Source organism: Mesocryomonas lacus, assembly GCF_055730105.2.
Genome location: NZ_JBUZWF020000001.1, coordinates 251,476 through 267,776, shown reverse-complemented (window position 1 = coordinate 267,776; position 16,301 = coordinate 251,476). Strand labels below are relative to the sequence as shown.

Here is a 16,301-nt window from a genome sequence, read left to right as displayed (position 1 = left end):
GATCAAGGACGGTTCATCGCCGTGAAACAGTCCATGAGGCTCTCCGGATGCGTGCGAGCCGGGCGACACGCTCTTGTGACACCCATCCCAGCTTGATTGCAGTTCACGAAAATCAGCCCTGAAGGCGCACATAGGTTCGACGCCGGTCCGGTTGGGGGGCTGACGTTTGTCCCCTCCGCACCCTTGCATCCGGCTTGCCGCGATGGCCTAATCTTCACAGGCATGAAATTCGACCGTAGCAACTTCGGGGGGCACCGTCCATGGCGAGGGAATACGACGCGATCATCATCGGCGCCGGGCACAACGGCCTCGTCTGCGCCAACTATCTCGCCAAGGCCGGGTTGAAGGTGCTGGTCCTCGAGCGGCGCACGGTCATCGGCGGCGCGGCGGTGACCGAGGAGATCTGCCCGGGCTTCAAGGCCTCGACCTATTCCTACCTGATGAGCCTTCTCCACCCGCGCATCATCCGGGACTTCGACCTGAAAAGTCACGGGCTGGAGGTGCTGCCCTGCTCGGACATGATCTCGCCGGTCGGCGGGGATGACTACATCCTGTTCTCCGACGACACTCGGAAGACGCAAGCCTCCTTCGGCAAGTTCTCGAAGAAGGACGCGGCGGCCTATCCAGCGTTCGACACCTACCTGATGGAGTCGGCGGCGATCGTCCGCAAACTCCTGTGGGAGACGCCGGTCGATCCGTCGAAGGGCGACTGGAAGTCTTTCAAGGACAGCGCGCAGCTGCTCTGGAAATACCGCAAGATCGGCGACAAGATGCACCGCATCGCCGACCTCATGACGATGAGCGCTTACGACTTCCTGTCGGAGTGGTTCGAGGACGACCGCATCATGGCGGTCCTCGCCTACTACGCCTCGATCGGTACTTTTGCGGGGCCGAAGACGCCGGGCTCGGCCTACGTCATCATGCACCACGTGATGGGCGAGCACGAAGGGGCCGGCGGCTGGGGCTTCATCAAGGGCGGCATGGGCATGATCACCCAGTCGCTGGCCTCGGCCGGCCGGGCGCTCGGCGTCGAGATCGTCGTCGATGCCGACATCCGGGAAATCCGCGTCGCCTGCAACCAGGTGACCTCGGTCGTCACTGCCAAAGGCGACACCTATTCAGCGAAGACCATCGCGTCGAATGCCAATGCCAAGGTCGTCTACCAGCAGCTGCTGGATCCGGCGCTGGTGCCGGGCGGCGTCAAGCGCGAGATCGACAACTACCGGACCTTCTCAACCGCCTTCAAGATGAACATCGCCTGCGAGCGGCCGCCGCAATACACGATCCTCGACAAGGTGAAGGCGGACGGCGTGCTCGGCAAGTTTCCCTATCCCACCTACATGCACATCGCGCCGGACATCGACTATCTCGAGCGCGCCTATGACGATGCGAAGTATGGCGGCTACTCCCGGCGGCCGTTCATCACGCCGGTGGTGCCGACCATCGTCGACGATACGCTGGCGCCGCCCGGCCAGCACGTCGTCAACCTCTTCGGCGGCCACGCGCCCTACGAACTGAAGGGCAAGGACTGGGCCGACGAGAAGGAGAACTTCAAGAAGGTCGTGCTGGACACGATGGAGGAATGGGCGCCGGGCTTCAGCGCCGACATCATCCAGGCCAATCTCATCATCGCGCCCGATATCGAGGGTGTCGTGAACATGCCGCAAGGCCACATCTTCCATGGCGAGCTGTCGGCCGACCAGCTGTTCTTCCAGCGTCCGGTCTCCGGCTATGCCGACTACCGCACCCCGGTCGAGGGCCTCTACATCTGCGGCGCGTCGATGCACCCGGGCGGCGGCGTCTCCGGCATTCCCGGCGCCAATGCTGCGCGCGAGATCCTGAAAGACCTGAAGCGTCGTCCGAAGAGGCGGGCCGCCTGAGGAGACGCGCGTCAGTCGATGTTGACGGAGCCCCGCATGGCCATCCTGATTGCGTCGATGTCGATGATCGGCGGCGCGACGAAAGGCTCCAGCACGATCTTCACCCTGGCCGGGCTGCCGCTGACGACGGCCGTTTCGGGATAGACCGAGCCGCGCATCTGATCGAGCGGGCCGGCCTGCGGGCTTTCGTTCGAGGCGACGAGGGTTGGCTTTGCCGAACTCGGATCCGCGCGACCGGGACCTGCGGGGCTTGGGCTGACGTAGCCGAAGGCCTGCTCGGGCAGCGCTGCGGGCAGCTGCGCGCTGATCCGCTCTGTGCGAGGGGCGCGGCGGCTTTTCGGCCGCGCGGGCTCCGTGCGATGGGCGCTCGCCTGCGGCGAAGGGCGGGGGCTGACGGAACGCCGGCAGTCGCCATTGAGGCAGGAGCCATGGCCGGGCGTCGACGGGCGAATGATGGCCCGAGGACCGGCACATCCGGTGACCGTCATGGCCGAGGCCAGCAGCAGAATTCCAATACGCACCAGCACAGCCTCCGCGGGATGGCCGCAGTCTAGGCGCGGTCCCGTAAATTTAGGCTGAAGGGCTTATCGTTGAGCCCTCATCGTCTGCGCGCGGCGGATAGGCATGCTCTTGCCCTTTCGGGTCGGTGACCTCGCGGCCATCGGCGGAAAGATAGCTCGGCCCGACCGGCACCTTGCCGTGACCGCCGGGAATGTCGAGGACGTAGGTCGGCTGGCAGAGCCCGGAAATGTCGCCGCGCAGCGATCGCATCAGGCCCTGCCCGGTCTCGATCGAGGTCCTCATATGCGCGGTGCCGGGGGCGAGATCGCCGTGGTGGAGATAATAGGGCTTGATCCGGTTCTCGACGAAGGCCCGCATAAGCGCACCCAGCGTCCCGGCGTCGTCGTTGATGCCGGCGAGGAGCACGGTCTGGCTGACCATCGGAATGCCGGCATCGACCAGCCGCGCCACCGCGGCGATCGCGGCCGGCGTGAACTCGCGCGGGTGGTTGGCGTGGAGCGCGACGAAGACGGCGCGGCCGAAGCCTTTCAGCGCGGCGACGAGGGCCGCGTCGACCCGCGCTGGGTCGACCACCGGCACGCGGGTGTGCAGGCGCAGGACCCGGACATGCTCGATCTTGCCCAGCGCCTCGGCGATGAAGGCGAGGCGGCGCGGCGACAGGACGAAGGGGTCGCCGCCGGTGATCACCACCTCCCAGACCTCCGGATGCGCGGCGATGTAGGCGAGCGCGCCGTCGAGCTCTGCATCCGACAGCGTGCCAAGGCCATCGGGCCCCACGACTTCGCGGCGAAAGCAGAAGCGGCAATAGACCGGGCAGACGTGCAGCGGCTTCAGCAGCACCCGGTCGGGATAGCGGTGGACGATTCCGGGCACGGGCGCGTGCGCGTCGTCGCCGATCGGGTCGGCGAGGTCACCGGGCGCCGCCTCCAGCTCTTCCTCCCGCGGCAGGAACTGCCGGCCGATGCCATCGTCGGCATCCTCGATCAGCGCGGCCATGTCGGGGGTGATCGCGATCGCATAGCGCTCGGCCACCCGTTCGATCGCGGCGAGCCGCTCGGCCGGCACCAGTCCCGCGCCAAGGAGGGCAGCGGCGCTGCGCAGCGGGCGGTTCACGCCGTTCCCCGCGCGACCGGGGTCCAGATCACGTCGTCGATCCGCCCGGCGCCGACGGCGAGCATGACCAGCCGGTCGAAGCCGAGGGCGATGCCGCTGGAGTCAGGCATGATGGCAAGGGCCGCCAGGAAATCCTCGTCGAGCGGATAGCGGTTGCCGTAGACGCGCTGCATCTCGTCCATCTCGGCGGTGAAGCGGCGGCGCTGCACCGCGGGGTCGGTCAGCTCGCCGAAAGCGTTGGCGAGCTCGACGCCGCAACAGTAAATCTCGAAGCGCTCGGCCACCCGCGGATCATGGGCGCTCGGGCGGGCGAGGGCGGCTTCGGCGACCGGGTATTCGCAGAGGATCGTCGGGCGGCCGTTGCCGAGTTCCGGCTCGACGCGCTCGAGCAGCGCCTTCGAGAACAGCGCCGACCAGCCGTCATCGTCTGAGATGCGGATGCCGGCGCGGACCATGCCGGCGGCCAGAAGGTCGCGGTCGGTCTCGCCGGAGGCGTCGACGGTGGCGAGGAGGTCGATGCCGATGTAGCGCTCGAACGCCTCGGCCAGCGTCAACCGCTCGGGCTCGGCGAAGGGATCGGCGGTGCGGCCGCGGAACACGAACTGCTTGGCGCCCGTCTGCTCGGCCGCCAGCGCGATGAGCTCGGCGGCATCCTGCATCAGGCGCTCGTAGGTTTCGCCCGCGCGGTACCATTCGAGCATGGTGAATTCCGGCGAATGCAGCGCGCCGCGCTCGCGGTTGCGCCAGACCTTGCCGAGGCTGAAAATCCGCTCCTCGCCGGCGGCGAGCAGCTTCTTGCAGGCAAATTCCGGCGAAGTGTGGAGATAGTAGGTCTCCCGGCTGCCGTCGAAATCCAGCATGTCGGTGGCAAAGGCGGCAAGATGCGCCTCGTTGCCGGGCGAGACCTGGAGTGCTGAGGTCTCGACCTCGACGAAATCCCGTTCGGCGAACCAGCGACGCAGGTCGGCGGCGATGGCGTTGCGCTGCAGGAGGCGCGGCCGGCGGTCGGCGTGGACGTCGGGCGTCCACCAAGGCGAGGCGTTGATCATCGGGCCTATCGTCGAGTGGCGACTGGCGGTCGCGCGCGAGATGCGGTAGGTGCGGCGCATCGAAGGCCGTGCCGCCGGGCACCCCACAAACTGAAGTTTTAAGGACCAATCATGGTGAAGGTGATCGCCAGTTCCCTGCGCAAGGGCAATGTCGTCGACCAGGATGGCAAGCTCTATGTGATCCTCATTGCCGAGAACATCCATCCTGGCAAGGGCAATTCCGTGACGCAGCTGGACATGCGCCGCATCTCCGACGGCGTGAAGGTGTCCGAGCGCTTCCGCACCACCGAGACCGTCGAGCGGGCCATGGTCGAGGAGCACGACCACACCTTCCTCTACAATGACGGCGACGGCTATCACTTCATGAACCCGGAGAATTTCGACCAGGTCACGGTGCCCGAGAGCGTCATCGGCGACATGGCGCCGTACCTGCAGGAGAACATGACCGTCGCGCTCTCGCAGTACAACGGCTCGCCGATCTCGCTCGTGCTGCCGCAGCGTGCGACCTTCGAGGTGGTCGAGACCGAGCCGGTGACCAAGGGCCAGACGGCCTCGGCCTCCTACAAGCCGGCCCTTCTGTCGAACGGCCTGCGCACTGCCGTCCCACCGCACATCGCCACCGGCACCCGCATCGTCGTCCTCACCGAAGACGGCTCCTACGTCGAGCGCGCCAAGGACTGATCGCTCCGTCCTGCCGAGCTTTCAGACGCCCGTCCCGCTGGTTGCGGGGCGGGCGTCTTCGTTTCCGCGCGTGACATCCGGCAAAAAATCGCTCGTCGCCTTCCGATACCCCCTTCGTCCAATGGACAAACGCCGCCAAGGCAGCCAGACTTCCCGCAGAACCCGGAAAACCGGGTCGGGATCGGTGTCGACGGACGCGGGCAAAGCCCAGCCAGCCGCGGTGCGAACAGGGGAGGAATGAGGGTGCGTTTCACGGCGAAGCTTTATCTCAGCGCGATGCTCGGCGCGGCGGCGATGGCGGGGGTTCTGCCCGCGCATGCCGAGGATCCCATCAAGCTCGGCGTCTCCGGGCCCTTTACCGGCGGCTCGTCTGCGATGGGCGTCTCGATGCGCGATGGCGTCAGGCTGGCGGTGGCCGAGATCAACGCCAATGGCGGCGTGCTCGGACGTCAGATCCAGCTGGTCGAGCGTGACGACGAGGCCAAGAACGAGGTCGGCGCGCAGGTCGCGCAGGAGCTGATCAACAAGGAAGAGGTGGTCGCCACCCTCGGCTTCATCAACACGGGCGTCGCTCTTGCCGCCCAGCGCTTCTACCAGGAAGCCGAGATCCCGGTGTTCAACAACGTCGCCACCGGCACGATCATCACCAACCAGTTCATCCAGCCGGACTACGACAATAACTACGTCTTCCGGAACTCCGCCTACGACGTGCTGCAGGCCGGCCTGATGGTCGACGAGGCCGTGGCCCGGAAATACACCAAGATCGCAGTGCTCGCCGATTCCACCAATTACGGCCAGCTCGGCCGCGCCGACATCGAGACCTATCTCGGCGAGAAGGGGCTGACCCCGGTCGCGGTCGAGAAGTTCAACATCAAGGACGTCGACATGACGGCCCAGCTGTTGAAGGCCCAGCAGGCCGGTGCCGACGTGATCCTCGCCTACGGCATCGGGCCGGAGCTCGCGCAGATCGCCAACGGCATGGCCAAGCTCGGCTGGAAAGTGCCGATGATCACCTCCTGGCCCGCCTCGATGCAGAGCTTCATCGACATTGCCGGGGCCAACGGCAACGGCGTGATCATGCCGCAGACCTTCATCGAGGACGGCACGCTGCCCAAGCGCAAGGCCTTCCTCGAGAACTACTACAAGACCTACAGCGTCTCGAAGATCCCGACGCCGGTCGCGGGCGCGCAAGGCTACGACTCGGTCTACCTCATCGCCGCGGCGATCACCCAGGCCGGCTCGACCGAAGGCCCCGAGATCCGGGCCGCGCTCGAGGACCTGCAGACCAAGGTCGAGGGCGTCGTCACCACCTACGACAAGCCCTTCACCGCGACTGACCACAACGCCATCACCCGCAACATGGTGGTGTTCGGCCGCGTCCAGGACGGCAAGATCGTCTACGACAAGGAAGAGGACGCCAAGAACGCCGGCGTCGTGCGCGTCAAGGAAAAGGCTGCCAACTGATCGGCAGTCGTCGAGAGCGGCGGGTTATGTCCGTCTTTCCCCAGGGGGATTTAGTCTCCCCGGGGAAGGATGAGGGCGGGCCCGTTTCCACGTCCGGTCCGGGACGCGCCGCGGCGCGCTGTCCGTCTCCAATGCGCACCTCGCCTGCGGCCGCCGCCGCCGGAACTTCAGCAGGGCAGTTTTCATGACCATCTTCCTGCAGCTTGTCGCCTCCGGCATCGCGATCGGCATGATCTATGCCGCGATCGCCTTCGGCTACCAGCTCACCTTCGCGACCTCGAAGACGCTGAACTTCGGCCAGGGTGAGGCGCTGGCGCTCGGCGCCCTGTTCGGCCTGACGCTGGCGCCCTTCACCGGCTACTGGCTGATGATCCCGATGGTCCTCGTCTTCGGCTTCGCGCTCGGCGCCGTCGTCGAACGGCTGGCGGTGCGGCCGGCGGTGAAGATCAAGTCGGAATACGGGTGGATCATGGCGACGATCGCGCTCGGCATCATCTTCCGCAACCTTGCCGAAAACATCTGGGGCCGCGACGACCTGAAGTTTCCCTCGCCGCTGCCCGAGGAGGCGATCCAACTGGGCGGCGTGCGCATGCTGCCGATGGAACTCCTGATCATCGCCGGCGCGCTCTTGATGATGCTGGCAGTCGAGATCTTCAACCGCAAGTCGATCTGGGGCAAGGCGGTCATCGCCACCTCCGACGACATCGACGCGGCCGGCCTGATGGGCATCAACACCCAGCGGGTCATCACGCTCTCCTACTCCATCAGCGCGATGACCGCGGCCTTTGCCGGCGTGCTCGTCGCTCCGGTGACGCTGACCGGCGCCACGATGGGCGCGGTGCTCGCGCTGAAGGCCTTCGCCGTGGCGATCATCGGCGGCCTCGAATCCGGGCTCGGGGTGATCGTCGGCGGGCTGATCCTCGGCATCGCGGAAACGCTGACCGGCTTCTACATCTCCACCGGCTACAAGGACGTGCCGGGTCTCATCCTTCTCCTCGTCGTCTTGTCGATCCGTCCGGTCGGCCTGTTCGGCAAGGCCGTGATCAAGAAGGTCTGACGATGAGCGCCTCTTCCTCCTCCGCCACGCTCGCTGCTGCGCCCGACCGGCGCCGTCAGGCGCGCTCGCTCGGCGCCCTCGGCGCCGTGCTCCTGGTCGTCTTCCTGGCGGGCTTCCCGCTGGCGGTGCCCAGCACCTACTACCTCCACCTCGTCACCGTGATCGCGATCTACGCCATCCTAGTGCTCGGGCTCGACATCGTCGTCGGCTATACCGGCCAGGTCAGTCTCGGCCATGCCGGCCTGTTCGGCATCGGGGCCTATTCCGCCGCGGTCCTGTTCATGCACTTCAAGCTCGGCATCTGGTTCGGGCTCCTCGCTGGCATCGGCGTGACCGCCGTGTTCGGCCTGCTGCTGGCGGTGCCGGCGCTGCGCGTGACGGGGCCTTATCTCGCCATGGTGACGCTCGCCTTCGGCACCATCATCCAGATCTTCATCAACGAGCTGACGCCGCTGACCAACGGTCCGCTCGGCATCACCTTGCCGCCGCCGCGCGTCCTCGACTTCGCGATGTTCGGCATCCCCGCCCCTTGGGGCGCCTCCGGGCGCAAGCTCGAATTCTACTATCTCGTCTGCATCGCGCTGCTTGTCACCATTCTCGTGGTCAACCGGGTCGTCCGCTCGCCCTATGGCCGCGCCTTCGAGGCCCTGCGCGACAGCCCGATCGCCTGCGACTGCATGGGCGTCAGCGTCTACCGCTACAAAGTCTACGCCTTTGTCCTTTCGGCCGCGCTGGCCGGCCTTGCCGGGGCGCTGTTCGCTTGGTCCGAGCGCTATGTCGCGCCGAACTCCTACGGCTTCGAGCTGACCGTCCTGTTCCTGCTGGCGGTGACGATGGGTGGACGAAAGTCGCGCGCGGGCCCGCTGATCGGCTCGGCGATCATCGTGATGATGCCGAACATCCTCGCCGACATCGCGCTGGTGCGGATCATGGCCGGGGTAATCGCCGCGATCGCCCTCGTCGTCGGCCTCCAGGCCTTCCTGCGCCGCCGCGACAACCGCTTTGCCATCCTCGTGCCGGTGGTGCTCTGCATCCTCTTCTTCCCTGCGACGCTCATCCTCCAGTCGGTAACCGACTTCCGGCTGACCGTCTTCGGCCTGATGATTCTCTTCGTCGTCTACTACCTTCCCGACGGGATCGTCGGCTTCCTGCGCGACAAGATCCCGGCGCTGCGGCCGGCCCATACCGCGGAGGGCCGCCAGATCGCCGCCGATGGTTCGGCACTGATCGTACAGCGCGGCGGCAGCGGGGCCGATCCGCTGCTGAAGGTCGAGGCTGCACTGATGCAGTTCGGCGGCCTGAAGGCTCTGGACGGGGTCGACCTCGTGGTCAGGCCGGGCACGATCCACGGCCTCATCGGCCCGAACGGCTCCGGCAAGTCGACGATGATGAACGTCCTCACCGGCATCTACGTGCCGACCGGTGGCAGCGTGACGCTGGCGGCCGGCGCGGGGGCGGCCAAGCGGCTCGACGGACTGAAGCCCTCGGAGATTGCGCTCGCCGGCGTCGCCCGGACGTTCCAGAACGTCCAGCTGTTCCGCGAGATGACGGCGCTGGAGAACGTCCTCGTCGGACTCCACCACGCCTTCCGCGGCAATCTCTTCGATGCCATCCTCGGCACCGCGCGCCGCAAGCGCGAGGAGCGAGAAGCCCGGCAGCGGGCCAGCGCGATCCTCGACTTCGTTGGGCTCGGCGAACTCGCGCATGTCGAGGCGCGCAACTTGCCTTACGGCAAGCAGCGCCTGTTGGAGATCGGCCGGGCACTGGCGCTGGATCCGGTCCTGCTGCTGCTCGACGAGCCGGCCGCGGGCCTTACCGCCCCCGATATCGCCGAGCTCGGCGCGATCATCCGCAAGATCAAGGACGCTGGCATCACCGTCATCCTGATCGAGCACCACATGGACGTGGTGATGAGCCTCTGCGACCGCGTGACCGTGCTCGACTTCGGCCACAAGATTGCCGAGGGCGGGGCGCGCGACATCCAGAAGGACCCCAAGGTGATCGAGGCCTATATCGGCACCACCGAGACGGAGCCGGCCCATGCTTGAGGTCTCCAACCTTTCCGCCGGCTACGGCCAGATCGAAGTGCTGCATGGGCTGACGCTGAAGGTGCCGAAGGGCAAAGTGGTCACGCTGATCGGCTCCAATGGCGCCGGCAAGACCACGACGATGCGCGCGCTGTCGGGCATGATCCGGCCGACCGGCGGCTCGATCAAGCTGAACGGGCAGGAGATCTCGGGGCTCGACAGCCATGCCGTCGCGCGCTCCGGCCTTGCCCATTCGCCCGAGGGGCGGCGCGTCTTCCCGACCCTCAGTGTCGAGGACAACCTGACGCTCGGCGCTTTTCCGCGCCTCACCGGCGCCCGCGCCAAGGGGGACGTCTCGGCCGACCGCGAGCGTGCCTTCGTGCTGTTCCCGCGCCTGAAGGAGCGCCGCATGCAGCTCGCCGGCACGCTGTCGGGCGGCGAGCAGCAGATGCTGGCCATGGGTCGGGCGCTGATGCTGAAGCCCGACATCCTGCTGCTCGACGAGCCGTCGATGGGCCTCGCGCCGAAGCTTGTCGAGGAGGTCTTCCGCATCATCCGCGTGCTGAAGGAAGAGCATGTGACCATGCTCCTGGTCGAGCAGTTCGCGATGGCCGCGCTCGGCGTCGCCGACCATGCCTATGTCATGGAGAACGGCCGCATCCGCGTCGAAGGACCGGCCGCGCAGCTGCGCAACGACCCGGCCATCCGCGCCGCCTATCTCGGCGGCGATCACTGATCCTCCTCGGCCAGCGGGCCTTCTCCGGCGGTCCGCTGGCCGAGTGAACCTGCGGCGGGATCGCTGATCGAGGGGCCTGCCTTCCTGATTTCGCTTGCGGTCGGTGGTGCGGGGCGGCTACGCGAGCAGTCTCCTCCTCCACACGCCCCGGGGTCCGCATGTCGATCGAACGCTTCCGGAAAGACGCCGACCTCTTGCTGCGGCACTTCGACCTGCAGCGGGCACCCGGCGGGCGTTTCGACATGCAGGTCGAGCACGTCTACAGCGGCGACCCCGTCGCCCGCAGCTGGCACTGGACGAGCGCCGGCGACGAGCGGGACAGGCGGGCCTCGGCGCAGATCATGGTCATGCTGAAAGTGGTGGCGGGGCGAGACTGGCATGTCCTCGACTTCGAAGCGCCCGGGCTGCAGCACCGCCGACCGCAGGCGGGCGCTTCGGCCCTTGGCAAGGCCTCCGGCGAATGGCACATCCTGACGTTCCAAGGCACAAGCGAGGGACACGCGCTCGACAGCGGCTTCATGCTGTTCGAGGCGGCAGCCGATTTCGACGCTGTCCGCGACGAGCTGGAGCGTCCCGCCGCGGCGTGAGTGCCACAAGCCCTGCGACCGGATCGACGGGTGGGCGGACCGGGGCGCAGACCCAGAGCTCGGGGTATTCCGCCGGCGGGCGACAGTTCGCAGGCCGCGTCGGCAGCGATCACCGCCGTTTCAGCGCTTCCGTCAGCGCTGCGCCGAAAGCGCCCGTCGGCTCGGCCTTCGCCGTAGTCGGCTTGCCGCCGGCGGTCGCCGAGCGCGGCCTCTCCGACCGCTCCGGCCTCGCCGCTGCGGTCTCGCCCTTGCCGGCGGGAGCGGTCTTCATCGACAGGGAGATCCGCTTGCGCCGGGCGTCGACCTCGAGCACGCGCACCTGAACCACCTGGCCGGCCTTCACCACGTCGGCCGGATCTTTGACGAACTGGTCCGAGATTTCCGAGACGTGCACCAGCCCGTCCTGGTGGACGCCGATGTCGACGAAGGCGCCGAAAGCGGCGACGTTGGTGACCGTCCCTTCCAGCATCATGCCGGGCTTCAGGTCCGACATCTCGCTGACGCCCTCCCTGAAGGTCGCGGTGGCAAAGCTTGGCCGCGGGTCACGGCCGGGCTTTTCGAGCTCAGCGAGGATGTCCTTCACCGTCGGCAAGCCGAAACCATCGACGGCGAACTGCCGGGGGTCGAGCCCGCGCAGCGTCGGGGCATCGCCCATCAGCGTGGCAAGGTCCTTGCCGGCGGCGGCGACGATCTTCTTGGCGATGGGATAGGCCTCGGGGTGCACCGCCGAGGCATCGAGCGGCTCGGTTCCGCCCCGGATACGCAGGAAGCCGGCGCACTGCTCGAAGGCCTTCGGGCCGAGCCGCGGCACCGCCATCAGTTTCCGGCGGGTCGGGAAGGGGCCTTCCTTGTCGCGGTGGGCGACGATCGCCTCCGCCAGCACCGGACCAATGCCCGAGACATGGGCGAGCAGTGCCGAGGAGGCGGTGTTGACGTCAACGCCGACGGCGTTCACCGCGTCCTCGACGACGGTCTCCAGCGCCCGGCCCAGCGCGCCCTGGTCGACGTCGTGCTGGTACTGGCCGACGCCGATCGCCTTCGGGTCGACCTTGACGATCTCGGCCAGCGGATCCTGCAGGCGCCGCGCGATCGAGGCCGCGCCGCGCAGCGACACGTCGATATCCGGCATTTCGCGCGAGGCGCGCTCGGAGGCGGAGTAGACGGAGGCGCCGGCCTCGCTGACGATCACCTTGACCGGCTTCTCGCCCGGCAGAGCGGCGATCACCTCGGCGGCGAGCTTCTCGGTCTCGCGGCTGGCGGTGCCGTTGCCGATGGCGACGAGCTGGATCTTGTGCCGGCGGATCAGCGCGCCGAGCGCCGCCGCCGCCCCCGCCGCATCGTTGCGCGGCTGGAACGGGTAGACCGTCGCGGTGTCGACGAGGCGCCCGGTGGCGTCGATGACGGCGACCTTCACGCCGGTGCGGATGCCGGGGTCGAGCCCCATCGTCGGCTTTGCGCCGGCGGGCGCGGCCAGCAGGATGTCCTTGAGGTTGCGCGAGAAGACGCGGATCGCCTCGGCGTCGGCGCGCTCCTTCATGGCGACCATCATCTCGGTGGCGAGATGGCCGTGAATCTTGTTCTTCCAGGCCCACTGGACAACGGAAGACAGCCAGAGATCGGCGGGCGCAGCGCCCGCCATGTCGATGTTGAACCGCCGGGCGATCATCGCCTCGACGGGCTTCACCGGGGCGGGGTCCTCGGCGTCGACCGCGATGTCGAGCGAAAGCACGCCCTCCTTGGCGCCGCGCAGCATGGCGAGGACGCGGTGGCCGGGTGCGGTCGCCCACTTCTCCTCGTGCTCGAAATAGTCGGCGAACTTCGCCCCCTCCGTCCGCTTGCCGCGCAGCGCGGTGGACCGCAGCCGCCCGCGGTCGGTGAGGTGCCGGCGGAGCGAGGCCAGAAGTTCGGGCGTTTCGTCCATCTTTTCCGCGATGATGTCGCGCGCGCCGTCGAGGGCGGCTTTCGCGTCCTTCACCTCCGCGGTGAGGAACTCCCGGGCGATCTTCGAGGGGTCGACGCGGCGGTCGCCGAGAATGCGATCGGCGAGGGGGCCGAGGCCCCGCTCCCTGGCCGCATCCGCCTTCGTGCGACGCTTCGGCTTGAACGGCAGGTAGAGATCCTCGAGCGCCACCCGCGTGGCCGCACCCTCGATGGCAGCTGCGAGAGCCTCCGTCAGCTTGCCTTGCTCGTCGATCGAGCGCCGCACCGTCTCGCGCCGGGCTTCCAGCTCGCGAAGATAGACCAGCCGCGTCTCCAGCGCGCGCAGCTGGATGTCGTCGAGCCCGCCGGTCGCCTCCTTGCGATAGCGCGCGATGAACGGCACCGTCGCGCCGCCGTCGAGCAGCGCCACGGCAGCGGTCACCTGGCCGACCGCTGCGCCGATCTCTCCGGCAATGATCGTCTCGATGCTGGCGCGGGCCATCGGTCTCTCCTCTAATGCGGCGACAGGATTACGTCGTCGCGGTCGGAGCAGCAACCGGCCGGGTCCGTCATCGGCATCTGGCTATGGGATCCAGCAGAGATTGACATCTGTCGACGGGCAATCGAATGTTGTCAAAACAACCGGTGCTTCGGGAGAGCGCCGGCTGATGACAGCGCCGGCTTACCGGCGCGCCGTCCGGGAGGGCCGGTAGAATGGAACCACTTTTGCAGGTGGAAGGGCTGAAGAAGTCCTTCGGCGGCGTTGCCGCCTTGCGCGACGGCCGGCTTGAACTCGCGCCAGGCTCGGTGCACGCCCTCTGCGGCGGCAACGGCGCGGGCAAATCCACTTTTCTGTCGATCGTCATGGGCATCCAGAAGCGCGACGGCGGAACGATCCGGCGGCGCGGGCAGGAGGTCGAGTTCGCGAGCCCCGCCGAGGCGCTGGCGTCCGGCATTGCCATCATCGAGCAGGAACTCAGCCCCGTCCCGCACATGAGCGTCGCCGAGAACATCTATCTCGGCCGCGAGCCCTCCGGGCGTTTTGGCGGGGTCGATTTCCGGGCGATGAACAAGGCGGCCCAGGGGCTGCTCGACGGTCTCGGCTTCGAGATCCGCGCCGATGAGGTGATGGCACGGCTCTCGGTCGCGGAAATGCAGCTCGTCGAGATCGCCAAGGCGCTCAGCCACGACGCCGAGGTGATCTTCATGGACGAGCCGACCTCGGCGATCGGCGAGCGCGAGGCGCAGCACCTGTTTGCCGCGATCGAGCAGCTGAAGCGGCAAGGGCGGGCGATCGTCTATGTCTCGCACCGCCTCTCCGAGATCTTCCAGATCGCCGACAGCTATACCGTCTTCCGCGACGGCGCCTTCGTCGGCGCGGGCGCGCTGAAGGACGTCGCGCGGCCCGATCTCATCAAGATGATCGTCGGGCGGGAACTCGGCGAGGAGTACATCAAGACCAATGCGCCGACCGATGTCGTCGGGCTCGAGGTCGCCAACCTCTCCAGCCGCGGCAAGATCGAGGACATTTCCTTCCAGGTCCACAAGGGAGAGATCTTCGGCATCTACGGCCTGATGGGCTCGGGCCGTACGGAAATCTTCGACTGCCTGTTCGGGCTCGACCGACGCTCGGAGGGCCGCATCCTGCTGGAGGGACGCGAGGCCGCGATCCACAAGCCGGCCGACGCGATGCGCGAGGGCCTGGCGCTGGTCACCGAGGACCGCAAGCAGACCGGCCTCAACCTCTCCGACAGCGTCCGCGGCAACATCGCTTTGGCGAGCCTGCCGGAGATGAGCCCGTCCGGCGTGATGCGCGGCCGGGCCGAGGCGGAGGCCAGCCGGTCGATGATCGAGCGCTTCGCCATCAAGGCGGCGCGCGACACCATGCCGGTGTCCGGCCTCTCCGGCGGCAACCAGCAGAAGGTGGTGCTCGGCAAGTGGTTTCTGCGCAACCCGCGGATCCTGCTGCTGGACGAGCCGACCCGCGGCGTCGACGTCGGCGCCAAGCGGGAGATCTACCGGATCATCTGCGAATTCGCGGCGGCCGGCGGCACGGTGGTGATGATCTCCTCGGAGATCGAGGAGGTGCTCGGCCTCAGCGACCGCATCATGGTCATGCGCGGCGGTCGCTCGGCGGGCATTCTCGACCGGTCCGAAGCCAGCGCCCAGTCATTGGTCCATCTTTCGACCTGACGTCTCGATCGATCGAGCGAGCGGCAGAAGACTCCGGAACGGAGCAGGAGAATTGCGTGTCTGATATCCAAACCAAATCCGCGGGATGGTTCGGCGCCGAGCGGCGTGGCCGGCTGATCCAGGAATACGGCATCTTCCTCGCCTTCATCCTCTTGGTGGTCATCCTCTCGTTCTCGAACGAGTATTTCCTCACCGCCGGCAACATCTCGAACGTCCTCCTGCAGACCTCGATCAACGGCATTCTCGCCATCGGCATGACCTTCGTCATCCTGACGCGCGGCATCGACCTTTCCGTCGGCTCGGTGGTGGCGCTGGCGGGCATGGTCAGCGCGAGCTTCGTCACGACCTCGGCGACCGCCGGCATCGGCGGCGGGCCCTATCCCGTCGTCCTCGCGCTCGCCATCGGCATCCTCGTCGGCGTCTGCACCGGTGCGCTCGTCGGCATCATCGTCTCGCGCTTCCAGGTGCCGGCCTTCGTCGCGACGCTCGGCATGCTGTCGGCGGCGCGGGGCATGACGCTGATCTACGGCGGCGGCAAGCCGGTGCCGAGCCTGATCCCGGAGTTCCGCTGGATCGGCACCGGCAACATCCTCGGCATTCCGCTGCCGGTGGTGATCCTGGCCGTCGTCTTCGCTTTGTCCTGGTGGATCCTGACGCGCACCCGTTTCGGCCGCTACATCTATGCCGTCGGTGGCAACCCGCATGCGGCCAAGACGTCGGGCATCGACGTCGTGCGCATCCGCTTCTTCGTCTACGTCATCTCCGGCGCCCTGTCGGGCCTTGCTGGCATGATCCTGTCGGCGCGCACCGGCTCGGCTTTGCCGCAGGCCGGCATCGCCTACGAACTCGACGCGATCGCGGCGGTGGTGATCGGCGGCACCAGCCTGTCCGGCGGCGTCGGCCGGGTGACCGGCACGCTGATCGGCGCCCTCATCATCGGCGTGATGAACAACGGCCTCGATCTCCTCGGCATGCAATCCTACTACCAGCAGATCCTGAAGGGCGCCCTCATCGTCGGCGCGGTGATGCTGGACCAGAAGCGCAATCACGGCGCCTGAGCGCCCACAGAGTT

Annotated in this window: 13 protein-coding genes; 9 read left to right on the top strand and 4 right to left on the bottom strand. The window is 67.4% G+C overall.

Annotated elements, in window-relative coordinates; all coding sequences use genetic code 11:
• The first annotated feature begins 260 nt into the window (after positions 1-260).
• Positions 261-1,880, top strand: coding sequence for a phytoene desaturase family protein (locus tag ACZLZQ_RS01185; RefSeq protein WP_472947722.1), 1,620 nt, complete (start codon positions 261-263; stop codon positions 1,878-1,880).
• 11 nt (positions 1,881-1,891) lie between these two features.
• On the opposite strand, the gene ACZLZQ_RS01180 is transcribed toward ACZLZQ_RS01185, so the two are convergent.
• The 3 genes from ACZLZQ_RS01180 to epmA are packed head-to-tail and all read right to left on the bottom strand — an operon-like array spanning position 1,892 to position 4,564.
• Complete coding sequence (locus ACZLZQ_RS01180; RefSeq protein WP_472947721.1) at positions 1,892-2,401, bottom strand: hypothetical protein; 510 nt, start codon at positions 2,399-2,401, stop codon at positions 1,892-1,894.
• Positions 2,402-2,450: 49 nt separating this feature from the next.
• On the bottom strand, positions 2,451-3,515 hold the full coding sequence (locus ACZLZQ_RS01175) for a lysine-2,3-aminomutase-like protein (protein ID WP_472947720.1): 1,065 nt from the start codon (positions 3,513-3,515) through the stop codon (positions 2,451-2,453).
• On the bottom strand, positions 3,512-4,564 hold the full coding sequence (gene epmA, locus ACZLZQ_RS01170) for an EF-P lysine aminoacylase EpmA (RefSeq protein WP_472948424.1): 1,053 nt from the start codon (positions 4,562-4,564) through the stop codon (positions 3,512-3,514). Before epmA ends, ACZLZQ_RS01175 begins: the two co-directional genes overlap by 4 nt.
• A 114-nt stretch (positions 4,565-4,678) precedes the next feature.
• Between epmA and efp the strand changes: the two genes are divergently transcribed.
• From efp to ACZLZQ_RS01140, 6 genes are all read left to right on the top strand, one after another.
• Positions 4,679-5,245 carry an elongation factor P gene (gene efp / locus ACZLZQ_RS01165; RefSeq protein WP_472934948.1) on the top strand — a complete coding sequence of 189 codons (567 nt, stop codon included), beginning with the start codon at positions 4,679-4,681 and terminating at the stop codon, positions 5,243-5,245.
• 237 nt (positions 5,246-5,482) lie between these two features.
• Positions 5,483-6,709 carry an ABC transporter substrate-binding protein gene (locus tag ACZLZQ_RS01160; protein ID WP_472947719.1) on the top strand — a complete coding sequence of 409 codons (1,227 nt, stop codon included), beginning with the start codon at positions 5,483-5,485 and terminating at the stop codon, positions 6,707-6,709.
• A 184-nt stretch (positions 6,710-6,893) separates the two neighbouring features.
• Entirely contained in the window at positions 6,894-7,766 is an 873-nt protein-coding gene (locus ACZLZQ_RS01155; protein ID WP_472947718.1) for a branched-chain amino acid ABC transporter permease, read from the top strand.
• 2 nt (positions 7,767-7,768) lie between these two features.
• A complete protein-coding gene (locus ACZLZQ_RS01150; protein WP_472947717.1) occupies positions 7,769-9,814 on the top strand; it encodes a branched-chain amino acid ABC transporter ATP-binding protein/permease in 2,046 nt (681 codons plus the stop codon).
• Positions 9,807-10,529 (top strand): ABC transporter ATP-binding protein, encoded by a 723-nt coding sequence (locus ACZLZQ_RS01145; RefSeq protein WP_472947715.1) that lies wholly within the window; start codon positions 9,807-9,809, stop codon positions 10,527-10,529. The genes ACZLZQ_RS01150 and ACZLZQ_RS01145 overlap by 8 nt, the downstream gene beginning before the upstream one ends.
• 158 nt (positions 10,530-10,687) lie before the next feature.
• Positions 10,688-11,116 carry a hypothetical protein gene (locus ACZLZQ_RS01140; RefSeq protein WP_472947714.1) on the top strand — a complete coding sequence of 143 codons (429 nt, stop codon included), beginning with the start codon at positions 10,688-10,690 and terminating at the stop codon, positions 11,114-11,116.
• 109 nt (positions 11,117-11,225) lie between these two features.
• On the opposite strand, the gene ACZLZQ_RS01135 is transcribed toward ACZLZQ_RS01140, so the two are convergent.
• Entirely contained in the window at positions 11,226-13,538 is a 2,313-nt protein-coding gene (locus tag ACZLZQ_RS01135; protein ID WP_472947713.1) for a Tex family protein, read from the bottom strand.
• A 212-nt stretch (positions 13,539-13,750) separates the two neighbouring features.
• Between ACZLZQ_RS01135 and ACZLZQ_RS01130 the strand changes: the two genes are divergently transcribed.
• Entirely contained in the window at positions 13,751-15,229 is a 1,479-nt protein-coding gene (locus ACZLZQ_RS01130) for a sugar ABC transporter ATP-binding protein (protein ID WP_472947711.1), read from the top strand.
• A 56-nt stretch (positions 15,230-15,285) separates the two neighbouring features.
• Positions 15,286-16,287 (top strand): ABC transporter permease, encoded by a 1,002-nt coding sequence (locus tag ACZLZQ_RS01125; RefSeq protein WP_472934754.1) that lies wholly within the window; start codon positions 15,286-15,288, stop codon positions 16,285-16,287.
• The last annotated feature ends 14 nt before the right edge of the window (positions 16,288-16,301 follow it).

Excerpts from the sequence above, each read along its gene's own strand:
- ACZLZQ_RS01155 (WP_472947718.1), top strand. The coding sequence starts at position 6,894 with ATGACCATCTTCCTGCAGCTTGTCGCCTCCGGCATCGCGATCGGCATG.
- ACZLZQ_RS01140 (WP_472947714.1), top strand. The coding sequence starts at position 10,688 with ATGTCGATCGAACGCTTCCGGAAAGACGCCGACCTCTTGCTGCGGCAC.
- ACZLZQ_RS01150 (WP_472947717.1), top strand. The coding sequence starts at position 7,769 with ATGAGCGCCTCTTCCTCCTCCGCCACGCTCGCTGCTGCGCCCGACCGG.
- epmA (WP_472948424.1), bottom strand. The coding sequence starts at position 4,564 with ATGATCAACGCCTCGCCTTGGTGGACGCCCGACGTCCACGCCGACCGC.
- ACZLZQ_RS01135 (WP_472947713.1), bottom strand. The coding sequence starts at position 13,538 with ATGGCCCGCGCCAGCATCGAGACGATCATTGCCGGAGAGATCGGCGCA.
- ACZLZQ_RS01130 (WP_472947711.1), top strand. The coding sequence starts at position 13,751 with ATGGAACCACTTTTGCAGGTGGAAGGGCTGAAGAAGTCCTTCGGCGGC.
- ACZLZQ_RS01160 (WP_472947719.1), top strand. The coding sequence starts at position 5,483 with ATGAGGGTGCGTTTCACGGCGAAGCTTTATCTCAGCGCGATGCTCGGC.
- ACZLZQ_RS01145 (WP_472947715.1), top strand. The coding sequence starts at position 9,807 with ATGCTTGAGGTCTCCAACCTTTCCGCCGGCTACGGCCAGATCGAAGTG.
- ACZLZQ_RS01185 (WP_472947722.1), top strand. The coding sequence starts at position 261 with ATGGCGAGGGAATACGACGCGATCATCATCGGCGCCGGGCACAACGGC.